Below are 21,757 nucleotides of genomic sequence, written 5' to 3' on the forward strand. Positions count from 1 at the left end.
ATCGAATGGCGGCTGCGCGCCCTCCATCAGTGCCAGATGCCGGTCGATGTAGTTGCGCGGCATGTATTCAAACGCCTCGACCGCGCCACCGGTGGCGTCTTGCAGCGTGTTCAACAGCGCCAGCGCATCGTCCAGTGTGGGCAGGGCGACCATGGCAGTGGCATAGGCGCGGGGTTTGGATTTCAGTTTCATCACGGCGGCGGTGATGATCCCCAAAGTGCCTTCGGCCCCGATCATCAACTGGCGCAGGTTCAGGCCCGAATTGTCCTTGTGCAGCGCGCTCATCAAATTCATGACGCGGCCGTCCGCCATCACGACTTCCAGCCCGAGGCAAAGTTCGCGCGTATTACCATAGCGCACCACATTCGACCCGCCCGCATTGGTCGACAGCACCCCGCCGATCATCGCTGACCCGCGCGCGCCGAATGTCAGGGGAAAGATCAGGTCATGCGCCTCGGCGGCGGCATGAAGGTGCGACAGGATCACACCGGCCCCGACGGTCGCAGTGCGCCCGGCGGTGTCGATCTGCGTGATTGTGTTCAGTCGGTCCAGCGACAGCAGCAGCGCGCCCGTGGCCTGCGTGCCCCCGGTCAGCCCGGTGTGCCCGGATACGGGCACCACGGGGGTGTCGGTGTCATGGGCGATTTTCATGATGCCCGCGACATCCGCGGTATTTGCCGGGCGCAAGACGGCAAGGGGCATGCCGGTGTAGGCACCTGTCCAGTCGGTCGCATAAGGGGCGGCGTCCTGCCCTGTCAGAACGCGGGTGTCACCGATAATGGCGCGGATCTGGGATAGAACGGGCATCGTTATCTCTTTTTCGCTTGTGCTTAGGTTGTGCGTAACTTGACGTGTCACAAAATGAAAGAGGCCGCGCTATGGGTCCGCCGTCGTGCTGGCAAGGTCGGCCGATTTCCTATTCCGAACCGCGTGTACGAAGCGCGATTGCCGCCGCAACCAGAACACAAAGTGCGATCGTCAAAGCCAAAGCGAGCATGCCGTGGTGAAGCACGATCTTGGACAGGATCAGGACCATGCCGGCCATGGCCGCAAGTCTTGCCCAGACTGACAAAACCAACCACACCCCGACAAAGCTGATTGCGGCCAGATATGCCGTGTCCGCCTTTTTCCCAAAACCGGTTGGTTCCAGCAGAACCGTAAGCTGTGAAACAGGCCTTGCCGGCATGTCGGTCAGGCCGATTAATCCGATACCGCAAAGAAGAAGCCCGGAAATCGTGCTTGCTGCAAAAGATAAGAGATTCATGAAGCGCTACCACTGACCTTGACATCGGAACAGGCAAGGAAATTTGCGAACCCTGTGTACGCGCGCACAACCTTATGCACGCGGCCTGAGATAACATGTTATCTCAAGGTTGACTATGCCCTGTGACGCACTAAGCGTTGGTGGGTGACGTAACGCGTTGTTCTATCGCAGTTATTTCTGTATTTTGCGGTGATTTTCTGCACCGATAGCCGCCTGAAAAACATACAACGCAAAGCAGCATCAGCAAAAAAACATCAATCATCGCGTGTCACATATTCTGCAATTGTATGGTCCACCTCGTGGACGGTTCAGGATTTGACGACCTTTAAGCGTGTGTCGCCGCAGTGTGAACCTGCCTTTAAGTACAGTTTATTAATGTATGGTTAATTTATCGCAGGCCACTTTAACCATTTTCATGCTTTGTCTGTGATTGCAGTGTCTATATTTCCCTGTCTTGCCTGCCGATCAAAAACGGCGAAGCGCAAGAAAAGGTGGTGGTGGCGTGGGGGAGACTTGAACTCCCGACCTATCGATTATGAGTCGATCGCTCTAACCAACTGAGCTACCGCGCCGGACCACGAACGTCCGATTACGCAATGGGGGCAGGGGTGTCAAACCGTTTCTGCCCCGTAAGGTGGGTTTTAACCCACCCTTCCTTAATCATAGCGCAGTTCCGTCGCCTTGCCGCGAAAGATCGTATAGGCCAGCACGGTGTAGCCCAGGATCGTGGGCAGGACGATGCAGGTGCCGATCAGGATGATGAACAGGCTTTCGGGCGCGCTGGCCGATTCATAGATCGTCAGCTTTTCAGGGACGACATAAGGATAAAAGCTATAGGCCATCCCACCGAATGCCATCACCCACAGTGCGGTTGCCGCTGCAAACGGGTGCCACGACCCCCGGTCACCGGGATAGGGCATCCGGCGCAACATCGCCCACAGCCAGATCACCAGAAGCGCCGACAGGATCGGCAGGGGTGCCAGATACAGCGCCTGCGGCCAGTTGAACCACTTGTCGAAAATCCGCTCGCTGACAAAGGGGGTTGCCAGCGAAATTGCCCCGATCCCCAACACCAGCCCCCAGATGCCACCCTTGGCCCAGTCGACGGCCTTGCGTTGCAGGGCTTCATCGGTCTTGTGGATCACCCATGTCGCGCCGATGAAGCTGTAACCGACTGTCAGGAACACAGCCGTCAGCAGCCCGAAAGCCGCATGTGCCAAGGTCCATTCCAAGCCCATGATATACATGCCCAGCATGAACCCCTGGCTTAGCGCAGTCATCAATGACCCGGCAAAGAATGCGTTGTCCCACAGGCGTTTGTACTGCTTCGGGGCCTTTGCGCGAAACTCGAACGCGACGCCGCGCAGGATCAATCCGATCAGCATGATCGCCACAGGCAGGTAAAGTGCTGTCAGGATCGCGCCATGTGCGGTCGGGAACGCGACCAGCAAGATGCCGACGGCCAGCACCAGCCAGGTTTCGTTCGCATCCCAGAACGGGCCGATGGATGCGATCATCCGGTCTTTTTCGGCGTCATCGGCAAAGGGGAAAAGCACCCCCACACCAAGGTCGAAACCATCCAATACGACGTAGATCAGAATGGATACGCCCATGAGCGCCGCAAATACAAAAGGCAGCCAGACGGTTGGATCGCCAAACATGTTCATGTCATTTACTCCGCTGGCATTGCTTTTGGGTCGGCCAGTTTGCCGCGTGGTTCACTGGTTCCCAGCGGCGCACCGATCGATGCGCGCCGGGCCAGAAAGAAGATGACCGTGATATAGGCGCCCAGCAGGATCGCATAGACAATCAGGTAGGCGATCAACGTGGTCATGACCATCGGTGCGGGGACGTCCGCAACAGCCTGTTTCGTGGTCATGACCCCCTGCACCAGCCAGGGCTGACGTCCGATTTCAGTCGTATACCAGCCCGCCAGCGTCGCCAGCCAGCCGCTGAAACTCATGCCGACAAGGGCATAGAGCATTGGCTTGGGCAGCCCTTCGACACCGCGCCGCTTGCGCAGCATCATCGCGACGGCCGCCCAGCTGACCAGCAACATCAACATGCCGGTGCCCACCATGACGCGGAACGACCAGAACACGGGGGCGACCCGGGGGTGCAGCACCTCTCCATCGTCGGTCACGAAATCGTTCAGGCCGGGCACGACGCCATCCGCTTTATGCTTGAGGATGATCGACGCCAGGCTTGGAATACCAATTTCGAACCGGTTTTCGCGGGCTTCGTCATCGGGGATGGCGAACAGCAACAGTGGGACGTTCGATTGCGTTTCCCAGTTGCCTTCCATCGCGGCGACCTTTTGTGGCTGGTATTCCAGTGTGTTCAGCCCGTGCATGTCCCCGAGCAGAATTTGCGCAGGGATCAGCAGTGCAGCACCATAGATGGCCGTTTTCAACGCCACGCGCACACCGGCCGTCCGCCCGCCGATCAGCCAGCGGAAGGCGCTGACGCCGGCGATCAGGAAACTGACCGTGAGAAAGCTGGCCAACACCATGTGAAAGAAACGATAGGGCATCGAAGGATTGAAGATGATCGCAAACCAGTCGGTCGCATGGGCGACACCGTCGCGCATTTCAAACCCTTGGGGTGTGTGCATCCAGCTGTTCAAAACGATGATCCAGAACGCCGACATCATGGTGCCGAAGGCCACAAGGAACGTGGCCAGCGTATGCAGCCAGTTGGGCACGCGCGACGCGCCGAACAGCATGATGCCAAGGAATACCGCCTCCAGAAAAAAGGCGGTCATCACCTCGTAGGCCAGAAGAGGACCGGCAATATTGCCGACGGTTTCCATGAAACCCGGCCAGTTGGTGCCGAACTGGAACGACATGGTAATGCCGGACACCACACCCATTGCAAAGGACAGCGCGAATACCTTGACCCAGAAACGATAGGCCTCCATCCAGCGATCATCGCCGGTGGCATTAAAGCGCAGTTTGAAAAACAACAGAACCCAGCCCAATGCGATGGTGATCGTTGGGAACAGGATGTGAAAGGAAATATTCGCCCCGAACTGGATGCGCGATAGAATTAAAGTGTCCATTTTACCCTCGGCTTTCCGGCGGTTTCACCCGCGTGACCCAGATGTAGCGCGCGCTGGCGTGACGGGAGGGGGGTGCGACAGCAAGGCGCGCAGCACATCGGCTGACGACCGCAATGGCTCGGGCGCAGGTTTGGTGGCTTTCAAATTTTTGGCAAAGCTGTGTCTTTGGCCGCACTGGTTGACCGGCCCGCGTCCGCCCGTTCTTATGGCAAAAACAGGAAAGGGCGAATGATGCCGGATGGATTTCTGACGACACATGTTCTGGACACCGCCGATGGAATACCTGCGGCCGGGATGACTGTGGATTTATTCCGGATCGGGGGCGGCACCCGCGTGCATCTGGTCACGATGGTCACAAATGCGGACGGGCGCACCGATAGCCCGATCCTGCCTGCGGCCGATTTCACCACGGGCCGGTATGAACTGGTGTTTCAGGCAGGTGCCTATTTTGGCCGCAGCGATGACCCGGCGTTTCTGGATGACATCCCGATCCGCTTTGGCATCAGCGATCCTGAGTCACATTACCACGTGCCCTTGCTGGTTTCACCGTTCAGCTATGCGACCTATCGCGGTAGCTAGGTCGTAAATGTCCAGCTGGTGATTTGCCGATAGGTGTCACCGGCGGCACATTTGATCGCTGGAAAATCAGGATTGTTGGGGGCGTCCGGCCAGTGCTGCGCCTCGATCGCCAGCGCGGCGTGGTCGGGGCGTCCATCAAACACCTGCATCCCCGGTTCGGTGGTTGCCATGGTCATCGTGACCCCGCTTTGCCCGGTCAGCCACAGCACATCACGCAGTGGTTCAGCCCTGTCGGACAGGCAGAAATTATGATCCAGCGGCGGGGTATCGGGACCCAGCACCGGCCCTGCGCGGAAATCCATGGCGGTGCCGGCGACATCGGCAATATCGCCGGTAGGGCACGTTGCGGCATCGATCGGCAGATAGCGGTCGGCGGCGATGCGCAGCCTGTGCCCGTGCCAGCTATTGCTGCCGTCCATGTTCCAATAGCTGTGATTGGCAAAGTTCATCAGCGTCGTCGCATCGGTTGTGCCGATGATCGTCAGCGTCAGTGTGGCGGAGGCGGTGATCGCGAAATGCGCGGTGATGTGGCGGTTCCCGGGCAGACCGGCCATGCCATCGGGCAGGTCGAGCGTCATCGTAACGCTGCTGTCGGTCTGTTCTGTAACCTGCCAGACCTGCGCATGGGCGCCTTGTGCGCCGGAATGCAGGTGGCGTGCGCCATCCTCGTTGCGTTCCAGTTCATACATCATGCCATCAAGCCGCACGCGGGCATTGCCGATGCGGTTGGCAATGGGGCCGACGATGGCCCCGTGATAGTGCATCGCGCCTTCGTAATCGGCCAGATCGTCCGAGCCGACGGTCAGCGTATGGGTCACGCCTGCCAGTCGCACGTCCTGCACCCGCGCACCAAGGGGCAGCAACCGCACGGTCAGATCGCCTGCATGCAGGGTAATCATGTCCACGTTTTCGCCGCGTCTGGTCCTGCCGAAAACACTCATTTCAGTTCCTCCCAATGGACGCCAGCGGCGGGAATGATTGTATCGTTCCACTGCTGCGCCTTCGGTGCGTAGTTGAACACGAACCGATGCGTCGCCGTATCGCGGATGCGCAAGCCATCGGGCAAGCCAAGGGTCGGCAAATCAAGCGTGTCGCAAAGCCCGCCGATGATCGCGTCAAAGGTCGCATCATCTGGCCAGCCCGCCAGATAACGGATGTGATCGCCGCCCATGATCGCTGGTTGCCCCGCCTTGGTCGCCAGATGCACGTCGGCGGTGCCTTCCAGATGTTCGAACCAGTGCCGGAACCGCCCGCCGCCCGCCAGTTTGATCTTGTCGCTGGGGGGCAGGCTTTCGGTCAGGACCACGCTGATGTCGGTGTCGGGCAGGTCGGGGCCAAGCGGTGTGGGGATGGCCAGTTCACCGGTTTTCGTGTCACTGCGCGGGCCGATCAGGGCGATGCCCTTGAAGGCGGCCAAGGCCCCGCGCAAGGTATCCGACAGGGTCATCAGGCCGGGGGCGAGGACCAGTTGATAGGCCGACAGATCCGCGCAATCTGGTGCCACGATGTCGATATTCAGCCCGGCCCTGCGCAGCGCGCGATAGGCGGCAAAGGCAAGGCGGAACATATCGAAATCGGCCCCCTGCGGCTGGGTATCCCAGCCCCACGCGCTGACGTAGTCGAACACCAGCGCCGCCTGTGCCGGCGCGGTGCCCACATCGGGCAGACCGGCGATTTCATCGGCGACCTGCCGCGCCTCGGCCAGGGCGGGGGCGGGGGCGCTGTCGGGGCGCAAGAGCCCTGCGTGCATCTGTTCCTGCGCGAACGGTGCCTGCCGCCAGCGGAAATAACAGACGGCTTCGGCGCCATGGGCAAATGCCTCCCACGCCCAAAGGCGGGCCATTCCAGGCAGGGGGGCGGGATTGTAAGGCGCCCAGTTGACCGGGCCGGGCTGCTGTTCCATCACCCACAAACGCCCTTTGCCAACGGCCCGGTAAAGATCGTGATGAAACGCCTGCATGTCCGGGTGACCCTGGCGCAGGAATGTCTGCTTTTCCTTGGCAATGCTTTCGATCCGGTCCGAAAGAAAGCCGATAGGGTAACTGTCCCATGACGCGACATCAAGGTCTGCGCCAACCTGCCAATGATCGAACGCCGTCGTCCGGCCCATGTAGTTGTGGATCAGCGGCGCGGCGGTGTGGTGGCGCAGTTCGACAGCTTGCACGCGGTTGAACGCCGCGACCTGATCCGAGCTATAGCGCCGGAACGCAAGAACATGTGCGGGGTTCGGTTCGGTCACGGTCAGGTTGGGCAGGTCGATCTGGTCAAAGCTGTCATAATCCATCGACCAGAACACATTGCCCCATGCCCGGTTCAGCGCGTCGGTGGATTGATAGCGCTGCGCCAGCCAGTCCTGAAAGCCCCGCCTTGCGGCACTGGAATAAGACAGCGTGGTTTCATGACAGTCGTATTCATTGTCGATCTGCCATGCGGCGACGTGGGGGGTCTTGCCATAGCGTTCGCCCATCAGACGCGCGATCCGGCGGCATTCGTCGCGATAGCCCGCGTGACTGAAATCATAGTGTCTGCGTGATCCGAATTTGCGCGGATTGCCTTGCGCATCCACTGCCAGCATGTCGGGATATTTTTCCAGCATCCAGCGCGGCGGAGTGGCCGTGGGGGTGCCCAGCACCACCTTCAGACCCGCATCGCCCAGCACCGCGATGGCCCTGTCCAGCCAGTTCCACGTCAACTGGCCCGGGGCTGGTTCCATACGGGACCAGGCGAATTCACCGATCCGCACCCACGTCAACCCGGTGGCGACCATGCGTGCGGCGTCTTCGGCCCATTGGTCCTCGGGCCAGTGTTCGGGATAATAACATACGCCAAGTGTGCGTTTCATGGGCTATGCCTTTTTGAGTATTCGGAACAAACCGCAGGACTGTCAGAGGATGACCTGATGCTCCGGTTGTCCCTTGAATTCGGTCTGGATGGCGCAGGTCTTGCCTTCGTCCGGGCCCGACAGCCCGACGGCGGCAGAGGTGCAAAACAAGGTTTGCAGATCAGCGCCGCCAAAGGCCGGACACGAGGTTTGGCGCGGGGGAAAGTCATAAGCGGCAAAAAAGCGCCCTTCGTTGGTGTAGCCCGCCACGCGCCCTGCACCCCACTGTGCGTTCCACAGGTTGCCGGCCGCATCAACGACCGCGCCGTCAGGTCGGAAATCGGTATCGCTCAGGTCGATGTGCAAGACCGGTGCGCCCTTGGGCCAGCCATCGGCATCAAGCGCGACACGCATGATCTTTTGGGTTGGCGTGTCGGTGAAATAGGCCGTGGTCCCGTCGGGGGCAAAGCAGATCGCGTTCGAGATTGTGATATCTGAGTAAAGCTGGCGCATTTCGCCGCGGTAGTAGCGATAGATCGCACCTGCGCTGTCTTGCGCGTCGATCCCCATAGTGCCGATCCAGAAACCGCCCTGCGGGTCGGCCCGCCCGTCGTTGGAACGGGTTTTGGGGTTTTCAGCCTCAAGCGGGCAGATATCGGTCAGATCACCGGTCGTGATGTTGAACCGATGCAGCGCGCGGGCCGACGCAATCATCAGCGTATAGCTGTCGATCCAGCCTGCGGCGCTGACATAGGTGTCGAACTGCCAGTGCTGCCCTGTGGTGTGCAGGCGATGGCCCAGAATATCGAACCAGAACAACTGTTCGCGCACGGGGTGCCACAGCGGGCCTTCGCCTAATTGGCATTGGGTGGCATCATGGATCATGTCGCGGCCTCGTCATAGGCCTGGACCATGTCGCGGGCACGGGCAGTCACCTCTGCCACTGAAAGTCCCGGCTTGTAGAGAGCGGAGCCAATGCCGAACCCATCCGCGCTGGCGGCCATCCAAAGCGCAAAGTTATCCGCGCCTGCGCCACCGACGGCATAAACCTGTGTGCCGTGCGGCAGAACGGCCCGGATCGCCTTGATCCCATCGGGGCCGATCAGGCTGGCCGGGAAAATCTTCAGCCCGTCCGCGCCGGATTTCAGCGCCAGAAAACATTCGGTGGGGGTCATCACGCCAGGCCAGCTTTGCATCCCGGCGGCTTTGGTGGCGACGATGACGCGCTGGTCGCAATTGGGCGACACGATTAGTTTGCCACCCGCTTTGGCCACGCGGCCCACGTCATCGGTGGACAGGACGGTGCCCGCGCCGATCAGCGCGTCATGCGCGTGCGCGTCGGCCATGGATTTGATGCTGTCGAACGGGTCGGGCGAATTCAGTGGCACTTCGATTTTCGTGATACCGGCGTCGATCAGTGCGGCGGCAATAGGGGCCGCTTCGGGTGGGGTAATCCCGCGCAGAATGGCAATCAGGGGACGCGACATGGGTTATCCTTTCAGGCGGCGATAGGCGGCGGTAAGGCCCGCAATGGTGATGGCTTCGCCTTGCACCTGCATCGCGGGGGCTGATTGCGCGGCCAGCGCATCGACATAGGTCTTTGCCAGCCCGCCCGCGCCGATTACGGCAATTTGCTGGCCCAGCCAATAAGGTTTGGCCGCAGCCAGTTCTGCCCCGATCAGCAGACCGGACAGGCGCGCACGGGCTGCCGCACCGGACAGGCCGTGCAGCAGCCCTTCGGCGCGCAGGGAAAACAGCCGTGCGGCCAGTTTTTCGGGCCGTCCCATGGCATCGGACAGGCCATCGGCAAAGGCGGTATCATCCCAACCATCAGCCGCGACGGAGTGGCGCAGCACCGTATGATCTGTCAGTGTGGCGAATAATTCACCCGTCATGAAGGTCTGAAAGCTGACGACTTCGCCCGCGCTGACGTGGACCCATTTGGTGTGGGTGCCCGGCAGACACAGGATGCCGTCCCAATTGGGGTTGCGGGCCAGAAAACCCGCGATCTGTGTTTCTTCGCCGCGCATCACGTCGGCAGGCTTGACCTGTTTGATGCCGGGGATCACATGCACGCTCAGGTCAGGATTTCGGGTGGGGGCCTGCACAAGGGTTTCGGACATCGCGGGGCAGGGGGTGGTTGCATAGGGCGCCTCTACCCAGCCTTGCCGCGATCCGACCATGCCGCAGGCAATGACAATCGTCGGGCCGCTGACCCAGTCACCGATGGTCGCCATCAGCGCAGGTTCAAACCCGGCGCGGTCAAGTCTGCCCATCCCCTGATCGGATGTCGCCGCTGCCAGTACCGTGCCGGAACTCGACATTGCCCAGGCGCGCAAGTTGCTTGTGCCCCAGTCGACGGCGATCCAGTCTGCATTCACCTTGTCGTTCATCCTGTGCTTGCCACCCCTGCATCAATCACCATGGTCTGGCCGGTCATCATCGCGGACATGGACGATGCGAGGAAAAGAGTGCCGCCGACCATGTCCTGCGGTGCCATGAAGGCGCGCAGGCATTGTTTGTCGAGAAAGGCGGCTTTTGCCTCGGGCGTTGCCCACATTGTTTCCTGCTTTTCGGTGAAGACCCAGCCGGGCGCAATGGCATTCACGCGGATGCCGCGCGGCCCCCATTCGCGGGCCAGCGCCCGTGTCATCCCCATGATACCGGCGTTGGCGGTCACATAGGGGACCATTCCCGCGGCCCCCATCAGGTAGGTGATCGAAGAATAGTTGATGATCGATCCGCCAGGCTCCATTCGCTCGGCCGCTTTCTGACAGGCAAAGAAATATGCCTTTAGGTTCACCGCCTGACTGGCGTCCCAAATGTCGGGTGTGACGTCCATCGCGCTGTGGCGCATATCGTTGGCGGCGTTGTTGACCAGCACAGAGACTGGCCCGTGGGCTGCTGCGGCCCGGTCCATCGCCGCTCGCAGGGCGTCGGTGTCCGTGATGTCGCATCTGATGAACAGCGGGCGGTTCTGGTAGGTTGCGTCTGCCGCATCCACGAAAGCCGCTGCGTCGGAACGGCCCACGAATGCAACGCGGGCACCCTGGGCCAGGAAACCTTCGGTCAGGGCGGCGCCGATGCCACTGCCACCGCCGGTGATAAAGACGGATGCGTCGCGCAAGTCATGAAAAGTAGCATTCATAGCCTGCACCCTTCCACGACCCACATGCGGTCCGGGAAAGACCAAGGCAGGTTCATTCCATGGCGCATCAGATAGGCCCCCGACAGGTGCAGGGCGTCGGATTTCAGCGCAGGATCGCCGCGTGACAGGTGATGCAGTTCATCGCGGTTGGCCAGATAGATCCGATAGATTGCGTCCGGGTCCAGCGCAGTCAGCCGCAGCGGACGCGGGGCGATCTGGGTGCTGTTGGCGGCCTTGCCGGCAAAAACGACGAACCGCGACCCGTCGCGCGCCATTTGCTGTTCGGCGATCACGGCGGGGTCGGCGCTGTCGAGCCGCAGAATATCCGCCGTTTGTGTCCAGTGGCGGTTCGCCTTCCACCAGCTTGTGACGTGGCGCAGCACCGCGGCCTCATGTTCGGTCAGTTCGCGCGGGTCCATTTCGAACCCCATGTGGCGTTGGGCTGCGACCCATGCACGGAAAGTGATGTCCAGTGTGCGGCCAGACGTGTGGCAATGTCGCGGACCGACGTGGGATCCGGTGACCGACAGCGGCAGGAACAGCGCGGCATCATGCTGGATGCGCAGCCGTTCCCGCGCGTCGTTGCTGTCAGATAGCCAGACCCGCTGGGTGCGCTGCAGGATGCCAAAGTCGATGCGCCCGCCACCTGACGCGCAGGTTTCAATCTCTACCAGCGGAAAATCGGCGCGCAGCCGGTCAAGCAGTGCGTATGTGCCATGCGCCTGGGCCGCGTCGGGCATTGGCAGCACGCGGTTGTGATCCCATTTGATGTAATCGACGGCGTTGTCGCGCAGGACCGCAGCGATCCGGTCGTAAAGGTAATCGCGCGCGGCTGGCAAGGCCATGTTCAGCACCAGTTGCTGGCGGCCCCTGACCTGATCGGCCGGCCCCAGAACCCAATCAGGGTGGGCGCGATACGTATCGCTGGCTTCGTTGATCATTTCGGGTTCGAACCAGATGCCAAACGTCATGCCCAACCCATGCACATGGTCGATCAGCGGGGTCAGCCCGTTCGGATATTTGCGCGCATCGATCACCCAGTCGCCAAGGCTAGTCGTATCGTCATCGCGCCGCCCGAACCAGCCGTCATCCAGCACAAATCGTTCTGCCCCCAGATCGGCGGCACGGGTGGCGATGTCTTGCAGGACAGGCAGTTTGTGATCGAAATAAACCGCTTCCCAGCAGTTGTAATGCACCGGTCGGGGTGCGTCGGGTTTGGGCCAAGTGATGATGCGGTCGCGCAGGTGGCGCTGGAATGCGACCGCACAGCCGTTCAGCCCGCTTTCGGAATAAGTAATGTAAAGCGGGGCTGTCCTGAACTGCTGGGCGGGCGCTGTTTCAATCCCTGTGGCATGGCCCCACTGGATCTGGCGGCGGCCATCGGGCAGTTCTTCGGCCAGCATCCGGTGTCCGCCGGACCAGCCATAGTGAAAGGCATAGGTCTCGCCCTGTGTATTCGTCGCCCCGCGACACGGGATGTAAAGACCGGGGAAATGTTCGTGCCCGCTGCGGCCTGTGCGGCTTTCGCGCGTATGGATGCCGGGGGTCCACGGCGTGCGGTTCAACTGGAATTCACCGCACCAGCGGCCTGATACGTCGATCATCTCATCCGAAAGCTGGGGGGCGGGCATGACAGGGGCGGCCAGCCAATCCAGATGTATGGGGCGGGCTGCATCCAGCGTGGTTTGGCAGGCGATCACCTGCGTTTGGGCATCACTGGAAAAGCTGATGGTCAGCCTCAGCCCGGTATCGGCGTCCTTATAGTGCAGGCACAAGGCACCGTTTTCCGAAACGCTGTCGAAGCTGAACTTGGGCCACAGCGGCGTCCCATCCGTATCGCGCAGGATCAGCCCGGGCTGGCCGGGGAAACTGCGCGATGCCTCGGGGCAGATCGACAGATCGGGGTTTTCGTCCAGCATGCCGCCGGTCAAGTCGATTGCGTGGGCGGCGTTCAGGGCGTCAAGGTTTTCGGCCTTTGGCAGGGGCGCACCCCAATAGACCACCTGCGGCAGGCGGTCGTTGTGGGCCGCCAGAACAAGCGTCTGGCGGCCATCGTCGAGGCGATAGGCTTGGTTCATGGTCTCTTACTTTACGGCCCCAAGGGTCAGGCCCGCGATAAAGTGTTTCTGCATCAAGAAGAACATCGCGACGGGCGGCAGGGCTGCCACGATGGAACCCGCGCTCATCAAGTGATAGGCCGCGCGGTATTGCGCGTTGAAGCTGGTGATGCCGGCGGTGACTGGCTGGCTTTCCGGGCCTTGGGTCAGCACGACGGCCCAGAAATAATCGTTCCAGATAAAGGTAAAGATCAGCACGGCCATTGCCGCCAGCGCGGGTTTCATCAGCGGTAGCACGACATACCAGAAGATGCGCCATTCGGCGACACCTTCGACGCGCGCGGCCTCGATCAACGGAAAGGGCAGGGCGCGGATAAAGTTGCGCATGAACAGCGTCGCGAAACCGGTCTGGAACGCGATGTGAAACAGAACCAGCCCGGTTTTGGTATTATACAGCCCCATGTCCACGGTCAGGTCGCGCACCGGCACCATCAGGATCTGGAACGGCACAAAGTTTCCCGCGATGAACATGAAGAAAATCAGCAGGTTGCCTTTGAATTTATAAACACCCAGCGCAAACCCGGTCATGCAGGCGAGCGCGACGGTGCCGATGACGGTCGGCACTGTAATCAGCACGGAATTCAGCAGATAGCGCGGCATCGCGCTTTCAAAAAATACCTTGCCGTAGTTGTTGAACGCCTCGAACGATGACGGCCAGCCCCAGTAGTTCCCGCTGGTGAAATCCACATCGGGCTTGATGGAAAAGATCATCACGGCGATCAGTGGCAACAGCCACAGGATCAGTGCAAACGGCAGGAAAGCCTGATAGCTGAGTTGCGCCGCGCGGGTCCGCTTTGCAATTGGGGTCGGGAACATATCAGCGTGCTCCTTTTTCGTCCTGGTACATCGACCAGAGGAAATATGAGATGAAAACCAGCATGATCAGGAACAGGATGACGGCAACGGCCGCTGCATAGCCGTATTGCAGGCCCCGTTCGGACAGCGATTTTTCGAATACGTAATAGGACAGCACGCGGGTTGACCCGAATGGCCCGCCGCCCGTCATGATCGACACCAGATCAAAGCTGCGCAGCGCGCCGATGATTGTGACCACAAAGGCAATGAAGGTCGCGGGTTTCAACTGTGGGATGATGACAAACCACAGCATTTTCCAGCCCTTTGCGCCATCCAGTCGCGCGGCCTCGACTTGTTCGGGGTCCACGGCGTTCAGGCCCGTCAGGTACAGGATCATGCAATAGGCGGTCTGTGGCCAAAGCCCGGCAGCAATGATGCCGTAGGTCGCCCATGTGGGGTTGCCCAACACGCCGCCGCGGATATCGATCCCGAACCAACCGGTCATGATGCTGAACAGCCCGTCATTGGGAAGGTAGAACCAAGAAAAGACAAGGCCCACGACGACCTGCGAGATCACGAAGGGAAAGAAGAACAGCGATTTGTAGACACGAATGCCACGGACTGTCTGGTTCAGGAACAAGGCAATGAACAGTCCGCCGGGGATCGCCAGCAGGTATAACACCAGCCATTTGAAGTTGTTCCACAGCGAGATATTGAAATTCCGGTCGGCGCGTTCGCCGTTCAGACCGAACAACTTGTTGTAATTCTCAAGTCCGACGTATTCGCCGTTGACCGTCACATCGCCCAGACCGTTCCAATCGTAGAGAGACAGGCCGAAACTTTGCCAGATCGGGGCGATGACATAGACGACAAAGAAAAACACCCCGGGCGCAAGGAACAGCCATGGCGTGATTGCGATTTCGTTGCGCTTGTACCAGCCACGCGGAGGTGGCGTGTATTTTGTTGTGGGAACGACAGGCGATACGGTCATTGTATTGGCACTCTCCCGGTTGGGCGCATGTGGAAGCGTCGGATGTTGACGCTTGCAGATGCGCGTGGGGTGCGCAAAGAAACGCACCCCACTTTGGCAATTAGTAGATGTCTTCGCGGGCCGCTTCCAACCGGTCCAGAATGTCCTCGAGGTTATCGGGGAACACCATGAATTCCTGAAAGCCTTCCATCGCGACGGCGGCCATTTCGGCGGGTGCGTCGCGGTCAAAGAACTGCGCGATGCCGCCGGGTGCTTCACTTGAAAGCATCTGGAAGCCCTGTTGCAGGAATTTGTCGTCATCGACCGACGAATTCGCGTTTACAGGCAACTGACCAAGGTTCGATCCGTTATTGATCAGGGTCTGGTTGTCGGCAGAGACCACGAATTCAAGGAACGCACGGGCGTTGTCCTTGTTGGTCGCATTGGACGGGATGTGGAATGTATCCGTCGGTGCGTCTTCACCACGTGGAATGCCGGGGGTGATTTCGACGAACTGGTAGAAATCCAGCTTGCTGTCATCCAGACCTGCCTCGCGCAGTGGTGCCACGACAAAGTTGCCCATCAGATAGCTGGCGGCTTCGCCGTTAACCATGAAGGGCAGGGCTTCTTGCCAAGCATAGGTCTGGTGGTCGTCGATAAAGGCGCCCATGTCGATCAGCTGCCGCCAGTTGGCAAAGGTCGCGCGGACCTCGTCGGACTGCCAGCTTTCGGTCCCGTTGGTCAGGCGCGCGTGAAAGTCATAGCCGTTCGTGCGCATGTTCAGGTAGTCGAACCAGCCGCCCGCGGTCCAAAGGAACTTGGTCCCGATGCTGTAGCATTTCACGCCGTTGTCCAGCAGGGTCTGGCAGTTTGCCAGTTCTTCTTCCCATGTGGCAGGCTCGGACAGGCCGTATTGGTCAAAGATATCTTTGCGGTAATAAACGCCCCACTGATAGTAGGTATAGGGCACGCCATACTGTTTGCCGTCGATGGTCAGCGCACCTTTGGTCGATGCCAGCTCTTCTGAAATCTGGCCTTCCCAAATGTCAGAGATGTCTTCGAACAGGCCAGCCTCGACATAGGGCAGCATCCGGTTGGCGGCATACCAGTTGGCGACGTCGGGGGCGTTGGCCGTTAGAAAGTTGCGGATCTGTGTCTTGTAGGCTTCGCGATCGATCACCGTCAGTTCGATGTTCAGTTCCGGGTGCATTTCGCCAAAGCGCTCGACCATGCCTTCCATCACCGCACGCGGTGCGGGGTTCGACATATCCGAGAAAATGACCAGATCGCCCGACAGCGAATGCCCGGCAGCAGATGCGCTGGATGCAGCGATGCCAGCAGCAACGAACGCCGCAAGCGACGTCTTGAGAATGGAATGCATGGTGTCCTCCCTAGTGCTTCCATAGTGTAACCAGTGTTTCATTATTTGACACACGGTTTTGGATATTGATACTAAATCGCGACTCAGTTAGGTTTGTCAACAGGTCATGGGGCTGCCGCTTTTGCAAAGCGTCAGATGCATGACCGGAAAAGGGAGGACAGATGGGACGTGTGACCGGCGACGGCACGGTAGGCAAGGCGCTGGAAGTGCTGGATCAGGTTGCCGCCTTTGGACGCCCTGTGCGCTTCAGTGAAGTGCTGGCGCAGTCCGATTTCCCGAAACCCACGCTTTACAGGCTTGTTCAGACCCTGACCAACCAGCAGATGCTGTCATATGATCCCGAACGGCAAACCTATGCGCCGGGTCTGCGGCTGGTGCGGCTGGCCCATGCGGCATGGGAACAATCCACGCTTGCGCCTATCGCGCGCCCGCATATTGATGCGCTGAGTGCGGCAGTCGGCGAAACCGTGCATCTGGCGCAACTGGATCACGCGCAGGTGCTATATATCGACAAACGCAACGCGGGCCAGCCGGTGCAGATGTATAGCCAGGCGGGCAAGGTCGGCCCGGCCTATTGCACCGGTGTTGGCAAGGCGATGCTGGCATTTTCCGACCCGGCGGTGATTGATCAGGTGATCGCGCAGCAATCTTTCCACCGCTTCACGCCGCACACGCTGACCACTGCTGCTGCCCTTCGCGACGAGCTGGCCGATATTCGTGCCAATGGCTATGGCTTTGACCGCGAGGAACACGAACCGGGGATCATCTGTATCGCCATGCCGATCCTGTCCGAGGTCGGGCGCGTGCTGGGCGCGCTATCCGTGACCAGCACCACCGGCCGCACCAATCTGGCAGGATTGGAGGCCTATGTGCCGATCCTGCGGGACACGGCCGAAAAAATTGCACGGGATGCCCAGAACTGGAGCTTTCCCGATTACGAAACACGGGAAACAACGGGGATATAAACCATGTCAGGTGTCACACTGAACAAGGTGATCAAGCGCTACGGCGATGTGCAGGTCATTCACGGAATCGATCTGGAAATCGCGGATGGCGAATTTTGCGTTTTCGTCGGCCCGTCCGGTTGCGGCAAATCCACTCTGCTGCGCATGGTGGCCGGACTGGAGGAAACGACCGAAGGCGAGATCAATATCGGCACGCGCGACGTGACCCGCATGGACCCGTCCGAACGCGGTGTCGCGATGGTGTTCCAGACTTATGCGCTTTACCCGCATATGACGGTCAAGGATAACATGGGGTTCGGCCTGAAAATGAACGGCCATCCCAAGGCAGAGATTGCCGAAAAGGTGGCTGAGGCGACGCGCATCCTCAAACTGGAAGATTACCTTGACCGCAAGCCTGCCGCACTGTCCGGCGGCCAGCGCCAGCGCGTGTCCATCGGGCGCGCTATCGTGCGCGGGCCAGAGGTGTTCCTGTTCGATGAGCCGCTGTCGAACCTCGATGCGGAATTGCGCGTGGAAATGCGCGTGGAAATCGCGCGCCTGCACAAGGAAATCGGTGCGACGATGATCTATGTCACCCACGACCAGGTCGAGGCGATGACCCTGGCCGACAAGATCGTGGTGCTGCGTGCAGGTGTGATCGAACAGTTTGGCGCACCGATGGACCTGTATCGCGATCCTGACAACAAATTCGTGGCCGGTTTCATCGGTAGCCCCGCGATGAATTTTGTCAGCGGCACGGCCAGCGGTGGTGCTGTCGATGCGCCGGGACTGGGCGCGCGTTTCGATGGTATCATCGGCCCAGACCATGACGGCAGTGCGGTTACCGTTGGCGCACGCCCGGAACACATTTTGATTGACCCCGCAGGCGAAAGCCACACCGTCGAATTGACCGAAAGTCTGGGGGGTGTGTCGTTTGTCTATCTGACCAGCGAGACAGGCGAACGTGTGATCGTCGAAGAACGCGGCGATGAACGGTCGGTCGAGGGCGCGCGCGTGGGAATCCAGATTGATCCCGCGCGGATATTCCTGTTCGATGGCGCGACAGAGCAACGGATCAGGCGCTGATTTTCACGCTGGCCGTTGATTGCTGACAGATTTTGCCCGACTGTGCGATGCAACGCCAGACAGGAAACACAGTTCATGCTTGATATCGCGGACATTCGATCAGCCTATGACGCGATCAGATCGGCGACGATCCGCACGCCGCTGGTGCCGGCGACACGGCTGTCGCACCATCTGGGGATTGATCTGCATCTCAAGCTGGAAAACCTGCAACATACCAACGCCTTCAAGGCGCGCGGCGCCTTGGCCAAGCTGCTGACCCTGTCAGATCAGGCGCGCCAAAACGGCGTGATTGCGTGCAGCGCGGGCAACCATGCGCAAGGCGTTGCCTTTCACGCCACGCGGCTGGGCATTCCATCGGTGATCGTGATGCCCGAAGGCACACCGTTCAACAAGGTCCAGCGCACCGCCGATCTGGGGGCCGAGGTGGTGATCCACGGGCGCGGGTTCGATGACAGCGTGCAATTCACACTTGATCTGGCAGCGGAACGCGGCATGACATTTATCCACCCCTTTGACGATCCGGTGGTGGTCGCAGGGCAGGGGACTGTCGCGCTGGAGATGCTGGAACAGGACCCCGATCTGGACAGTATCGTTGTGCCCATCGGTGGTGGCGGGCTGATTGCCGGGATGGCGGTTGCGGCCAAGTCGGTAAAGCCGGACATTCAGGTCATCGGCGCACAGGCCCATCTGTTCGACGCGGCAAAGGCCGATTTTGATGGTGCGCCTGCCCATTTCGCCGGGGCCACGCTGGCTGAAGGGATCGCCGTGCGCAAACCGGCGCCTGCAAACCTTGAGATCATTCGCAAATATGTTGCCCGCGTCGACAGCGCGACCGAGGCGCAGATCGAAGATGCGGTATTCGATCTTTTGTCTTATGAAAAGCTGGTCGCCGAAGGTGCGGCTGGTGCCGGACTGGCGGTGATCAAGAACAATCTGGACCTGTTTGCAGGCAAAAAGGTCGGCCTTGTCGTCTGCGGTGGCAATATCGATTCCCGCCTGCTGTCCACGCTGATCGTGCGCGGGCTGATGCGCGACGGGCGGATCACGCGGCTGGTGTTCGAAATCGATGACACGCCCGGGCAGCTTGCCACGATCTCGCGGATTATCGGCGATGCGGGCGCCAATGTGATCGAGGTGATACACCAGCGCATGATGCAAAGCGTGTCGCTGAAACAGGCGGAGCTTGAGATCGTGATCGAGGCCCGAGATCAGCGCCACGTGGATGATATTCTGGCGCTGCTGCGCGACAATGGGCTGAACGTGCGGGTACCACAGGATTTGTGACTGCGGGCCAGCGGATCACGGCTCGGGGTCCTCCCACGACGTTGGCACCAAGTGTCGCATGGGTTAAAACGAACCAGAGCACGCCCCTGGATCCGGTTGGATCACCTTTGAATGTAGAGTAGTCTGTCATCACCAAGTGTGAAACCATGCATCCCAGAAATCACATTTCAGCATCAGTCGCGCTGGCCTTATTTGTTTCAACCGGCCATGCCGAGGTGTTGTCCTGCGAAGGGCTTCCCCTGACGGTAAGCGGAGCAGACGCTGCGCTGGCCGAGCAGACCTGTCGGGCGGCAGCACGCACGCTACCGCTTATCGCGGAATGTGGTGTTGTTCTGTCTCAGCCGCAAGACATCGAAATCACAGAAGTAATTCCTGGATCATCCAATTGCATGGGTGTCTACCATTGTGGGGAAAACAGCATAGAGATTCTTTCGCCAAGAGGCATAGAACGGCTGCGGCGAGACGATAGCGCCTTTTTCGCAATTCCGGCACCAATCTACTTTGAAAGTGTCTTGGCTCACGAACTTGCCCATGCCGCATATGATGCCGTGCCCTGCCCCTTTGCCGACTGCGTGGTCACGAGCGAATATGTGGCCTATGCGATGCAAGTATATTCATTGCCCCCATCTGAGCGCGGGCTATTCGAGGCCGATGTGGCGATGGCGGAAACGGTAAGCCGATATGACATCAGCTCTATCGGTTTACTGATGGCTCCTGACCAGTTTGCCCGCAACGTTTGGGCGCATTTTTCCCAGAGAGAGGATGGCTGTGCCTATGTTGCGGACATGATGGAAGCCAACTTTTATCTCGACACCGAGCGGCCTTCGCCAGACCCCGTATCGAAAGCGCATACCCCAATGTGACCGGCCGCATTGTCCGCACAGCCGACATTCAGGTATTCATGACATGGCGTTACCGCTTGCCGTAATACAGGCCCACCACATGTTCGGCCTGCGCAAAGAAAAGCCAGCGCAGAGTCAGCACGCCCGCGATATGGCTTAGCACGGCGAGCAGGGCGTAGATATGGGTGAATGGCAGCAACAACAGCACCATAGGCAGCACAAAGCCCAATACGAGCGCGATGACCCGCAACTGCTGCGCGTGCCTGCGCCCCACCACATGAATGAATTCGCGCATCAGGTAGTTGGTGCCTGTGTGCGGTGGCTCGAACGCGCGGACCTTGCCGATGTGGCCCAGCCCCGTGGCGCTTGCCATATCCGTGCCGGATGTCGCAAGCCGCGTGTCGCCTGACAGCCATGCATAAAGTTGCAGGCCCGCCGCAACCGCCAGCAGGACCAGCGCGATCTTGATCTGCGCGGCCAGCAGCGCTCCGCCGCCAAGCGACAGCGCCAGAAACAGGGCGGGTGTGGTCCAGTGTTTCCAGCGCGGCACTGTTTTCAGCTGTGCATAGATCATCGAGGTCGTGAACACGGTCGCCAGCGCCCCCAAGGCCCCCAGCCAGCCAAAGACGGCCAGTTGTGTGTCCGCAAAGACAAGCCCCGCCCCGTAAATTGCCATGATGATCAGCGTCGCGACCGCCGCGATGCCTTCACGGCTGAGCCAGCTGGTTTTCCATTGGCTGAACGCCTTGATCGCCCGTTCGGGGCGGCCAAGGTGGAACATTGATGCCATCAGCCCGCCCACTGCACCGCAATAGGCGATGGCGAACCAGATGAAGGCGGACAGCCCCGTGGGCACGATCGCCCCGATCCCAAGCCAGAACAGCAGGCCAAAGCCAAGGCCCGAAAACGTGGTGAAGATGATGACGGACGGTGCGGGATGCATTATTTCGCTCCTCCGGGCAAGGCGGACAGGGTCTTGTCCAGCCATGCGGCAAAGCCTTTGCCATCCTGGGCTACCGGTTCCAGAAACGGGGCAAGGATGTCGTACTCTGGTTCGGCGTCTTTGGGTCGCGGGGGCAGGTATTTGTTGACCGGTTTGGTGCCTTGCTCCGGCATCAGGTCGAAACCGCCCCTTTCGGCCACGAGCTTTGATACATCGCTGTTTTCGTCCCCAAGATCGCCAAAGTGCCGCGCGCCCGCGGGACAGGTCCGCACGCAGGCTGGCTGGCGGTCTTCTTCGGGCAGGTTTTCGTTGTAGATCCGGTCGACGCAAAGGGTGCATTTCTTCATCACGCCTTCGGCTGCGTCCAGTTCGCGTGCACCATAGGGACAGGCCCACGCACACAAGCCGCAACCGATGCAATCGCTTTCGTTGACAAGAACGATCCCATCCTCGACCCGTTTGTAACTTGCCCCGGTCGGGCAGACGGTGACGCATGGCGCGTCTTCGCAATGCAGGCAGGAT

General features: G+C 60.0%; 21 protein-coding genes and 1 tRNA gene. 5 read left to right on the top strand and 17 right to left on the bottom strand.

Translation table 11 applies throughout. From position 1 onward, the window contains the following. From ACTG4B_RS13560 to ACTG4B_RS13580, 5 genes are all read right to left on the bottom strand, one after another. A partial coding sequence (locus ACTG4B_RS13560) for an FAD-binding oxidoreductase (RefSeq protein WP_439156239.1) occupies positions 1–807 on the bottom strand: 807 nt, incomplete at its 3' end. A 109-nt stretch (positions 808–916) separates the two neighbouring features. Then, on the bottom strand, positions 917–1,264 hold the full coding sequence (locus ACTG4B_RS13565) for a hypothetical protein (protein WP_439156240.1): 348 nt from the start codon (positions 1,262–1,264) through the stop codon (positions 917–919). 495 nt (positions 1,265–1,759) lie between these two features. Then, positions 1,760–1,836, bottom strand: a tRNA-Met gene (locus ACTG4B_RS13570). Between the two features lie 84 nt (positions 1,837–1,920). Further along, positions 1,921–2,931 (bottom strand): cytochrome d ubiquinol oxidase subunit II, encoded by a 1,011-nt coding sequence (locus tag ACTG4B_RS13575; RefSeq protein WP_439156241.1) that lies wholly within the window; start codon positions 2,929–2,931, stop codon positions 1,921–1,923. A gap of 5 nt (positions 2,932–2,936) precedes the next feature. After that, complete coding sequence (locus tag ACTG4B_RS13580; RefSeq protein WP_439156242.1) at positions 2,937–4,325, bottom strand: cytochrome ubiquinol oxidase subunit I; 1,389 nt, start codon at positions 4,323–4,325, stop codon at positions 2,937–2,939. Positions 4,326–4,556: 231 nt separating this feature from the next. Here ACTG4B_RS13580 and uraH point away from each other — a divergent pair, with 231 nt between their 5' ends. Further along, positions 4,557–4,904, top strand: coding sequence for a hydroxyisourate hydrolase (gene uraH, locus ACTG4B_RS13585; RefSeq protein ID WP_439156259.1), 348 nt, complete (start codon positions 4,557–4,559; stop codon positions 4,902–4,904). Here uraH and ACTG4B_RS13590 read toward each other — a convergent pair. The 10 genes from ACTG4B_RS13590 to ACTG4B_RS13635 form a co-directional block, all read right to left on the bottom strand. Then, positions 4,901–5,845 (bottom strand): aldose epimerase family protein, encoded by a 945-nt coding sequence (locus ACTG4B_RS13590; protein WP_439156243.1) that lies wholly within the window; start codon positions 5,843–5,845, stop codon positions 4,901–4,903. The genes uraH and ACTG4B_RS13590 overlap by 4 nt on opposite strands. Beyond that, on the bottom strand, positions 5,842–7,746 hold the full coding sequence (locus ACTG4B_RS13595) for a beta-galactosidase (RefSeq protein WP_439156244.1): 1,905 nt from the start codon (positions 7,744–7,746) through the stop codon (positions 5,842–5,844). The genes ACTG4B_RS13590 and ACTG4B_RS13595 overlap by 4 nt, the downstream gene beginning before the upstream one ends. Positions 7,747–7,788: 42 nt before the next feature. Then, the gene (locus ACTG4B_RS13600) at positions 7,789–8,610 is read right to left on the bottom strand and encodes an SMP-30/gluconolactonase/LRE family protein (protein ID WP_439156245.1); all 822 of its coding nucleotides are present in this window, start codon (positions 8,608–8,610) and stop codon (positions 7,789–7,791) included. Continuing rightward, complete coding sequence (locus ACTG4B_RS13605) at positions 8,607–9,212, bottom strand: 2-dehydro-3-deoxy-6-phosphogalactonate aldolase (RefSeq protein WP_439156246.1); 606 nt, start codon at positions 9,210–9,212, stop codon at positions 8,607–8,609. Before ACTG4B_RS13605 ends, ACTG4B_RS13600 begins: the two co-directional genes overlap by 4 nt. Before the next feature lie 3 nt (positions 9,213–9,215). Next, entirely contained in the window at positions 9,216–10,118 is a 903-nt protein-coding gene (locus ACTG4B_RS13610) for a 2-dehydro-3-deoxygalactonokinase (RefSeq protein WP_439156247.1), read from the bottom strand. Next, positions 10,115–10,873, bottom strand: coding sequence for an SDR family NAD(P)-dependent oxidoreductase (locus ACTG4B_RS13615; RefSeq protein ID WP_439156248.1), 759 nt, complete (start codon positions 10,871–10,873; stop codon positions 10,115–10,117). The genes ACTG4B_RS13610 and ACTG4B_RS13615 overlap by 4 nt, the downstream gene beginning before the upstream one ends. After that, positions 10,870–12,951, bottom strand: coding sequence for an alpha-galactosidase (locus tag ACTG4B_RS13620; RefSeq protein WP_439156249.1), 2,082 nt, complete (start codon positions 12,949–12,951; stop codon positions 10,870–10,872). The genes ACTG4B_RS13615 and ACTG4B_RS13620 overlap by 4 nt, the downstream gene beginning before the upstream one ends. A 6-nt stretch (positions 12,952–12,957) precedes the next feature. Beyond that, a complete protein-coding gene (locus tag ACTG4B_RS13625) occupies positions 12,958–13,806 on the bottom strand; it encodes a carbohydrate ABC transporter permease (RefSeq protein ID WP_439156250.1) in 849 nt (282 codons plus the stop codon). A gap of 1 nt (position 13,807) precedes the next feature. After that, positions 13,808–14,776: a carbohydrate ABC transporter permease gene (locus tag ACTG4B_RS13630; protein ID WP_439156251.1), complete on the bottom strand. Its 969-nt coding sequence runs from the start codon at positions 14,774–14,776 to the stop codon at positions 13,808–13,810. Positions 14,777–14,876: 100 nt separating this feature from the next. Then, entirely contained in the window at positions 14,877–16,136 is a 1,260-nt protein-coding gene (locus ACTG4B_RS13635; RefSeq protein ID WP_439156252.1) for an ABC transporter substrate-binding protein, read from the bottom strand. 161 nt (positions 16,137–16,297) lie between these two features. Here ACTG4B_RS13635 and ACTG4B_RS13640 point away from each other — a divergent pair, with 161 nt between their 5' ends. From ACTG4B_RS13640 to ACTG4B_RS13655, 4 genes are all read left to right on the top strand, one after another. Then, positions 16,298–17,101 (top strand): IclR family transcriptional regulator, encoded by an 804-nt coding sequence (locus ACTG4B_RS13640; RefSeq protein ID WP_439156253.1) that lies wholly within the window; start codon positions 16,298–16,300, stop codon positions 17,099–17,101. 3 nt (positions 17,102–17,104) lie between these two features. Beyond that, a complete protein-coding gene (locus ACTG4B_RS13645; RefSeq protein WP_439156254.1) occupies positions 17,105–18,166 on the top strand; it encodes an ABC transporter ATP-binding protein in 1,062 nt (353 codons plus the stop codon). A gap of 42 nt (positions 18,167–18,208) precedes the next feature. Continuing rightward, a complete protein-coding gene (locus ACTG4B_RS13650; RefSeq protein WP_439156255.1) occupies positions 18,209–19,450 on the top strand; it encodes a threonine ammonia-lyase in 1,242 nt (413 codons plus the stop codon). 146 nt (positions 19,451–19,596) lie between these two features. Then, positions 19,597–20,313, top strand: a complete 717-nt coding sequence (locus ACTG4B_RS13655; protein ID WP_439156256.1) for a DUF6639 family protein — start codon at positions 19,597–19,599, stop codon at positions 20,311–20,313. 49 nt (positions 20,314–20,362) lie between these two features. Here the strand turns inward: ACTG4B_RS13655 and ACTG4B_RS13660 are convergent, their stop codons facing one another. Beyond that, the gene (locus ACTG4B_RS13660) at positions 20,363–21,235 is read right to left on the bottom strand and encodes a dimethyl sulfoxide reductase anchor subunit family protein (RefSeq protein ID WP_439156257.1); all 873 of its coding nucleotides are present in this window, start codon (positions 21,233–21,235) and stop codon (positions 20,363–20,365) included. Beyond that, positions 21,235–21,757 (bottom strand): 4Fe-4S dicluster domain-containing protein (locus ACTG4B_RS13665; RefSeq protein ID WP_439156258.1); only part of this gene is annotated, 523 nt, incomplete at its 5' end. The genes ACTG4B_RS13660 and ACTG4B_RS13665, both read right to left, overlap by 1 nt.

It is taken from the genome of Yoonia sp., assembly GCF_965660735.1.
In the GTDB taxonomy this organism is placed as follows: Bacteria; Pseudomonadota; Alphaproteobacteria; order Rhodobacterales; family Rhodobacteraceae; genus Yoonia.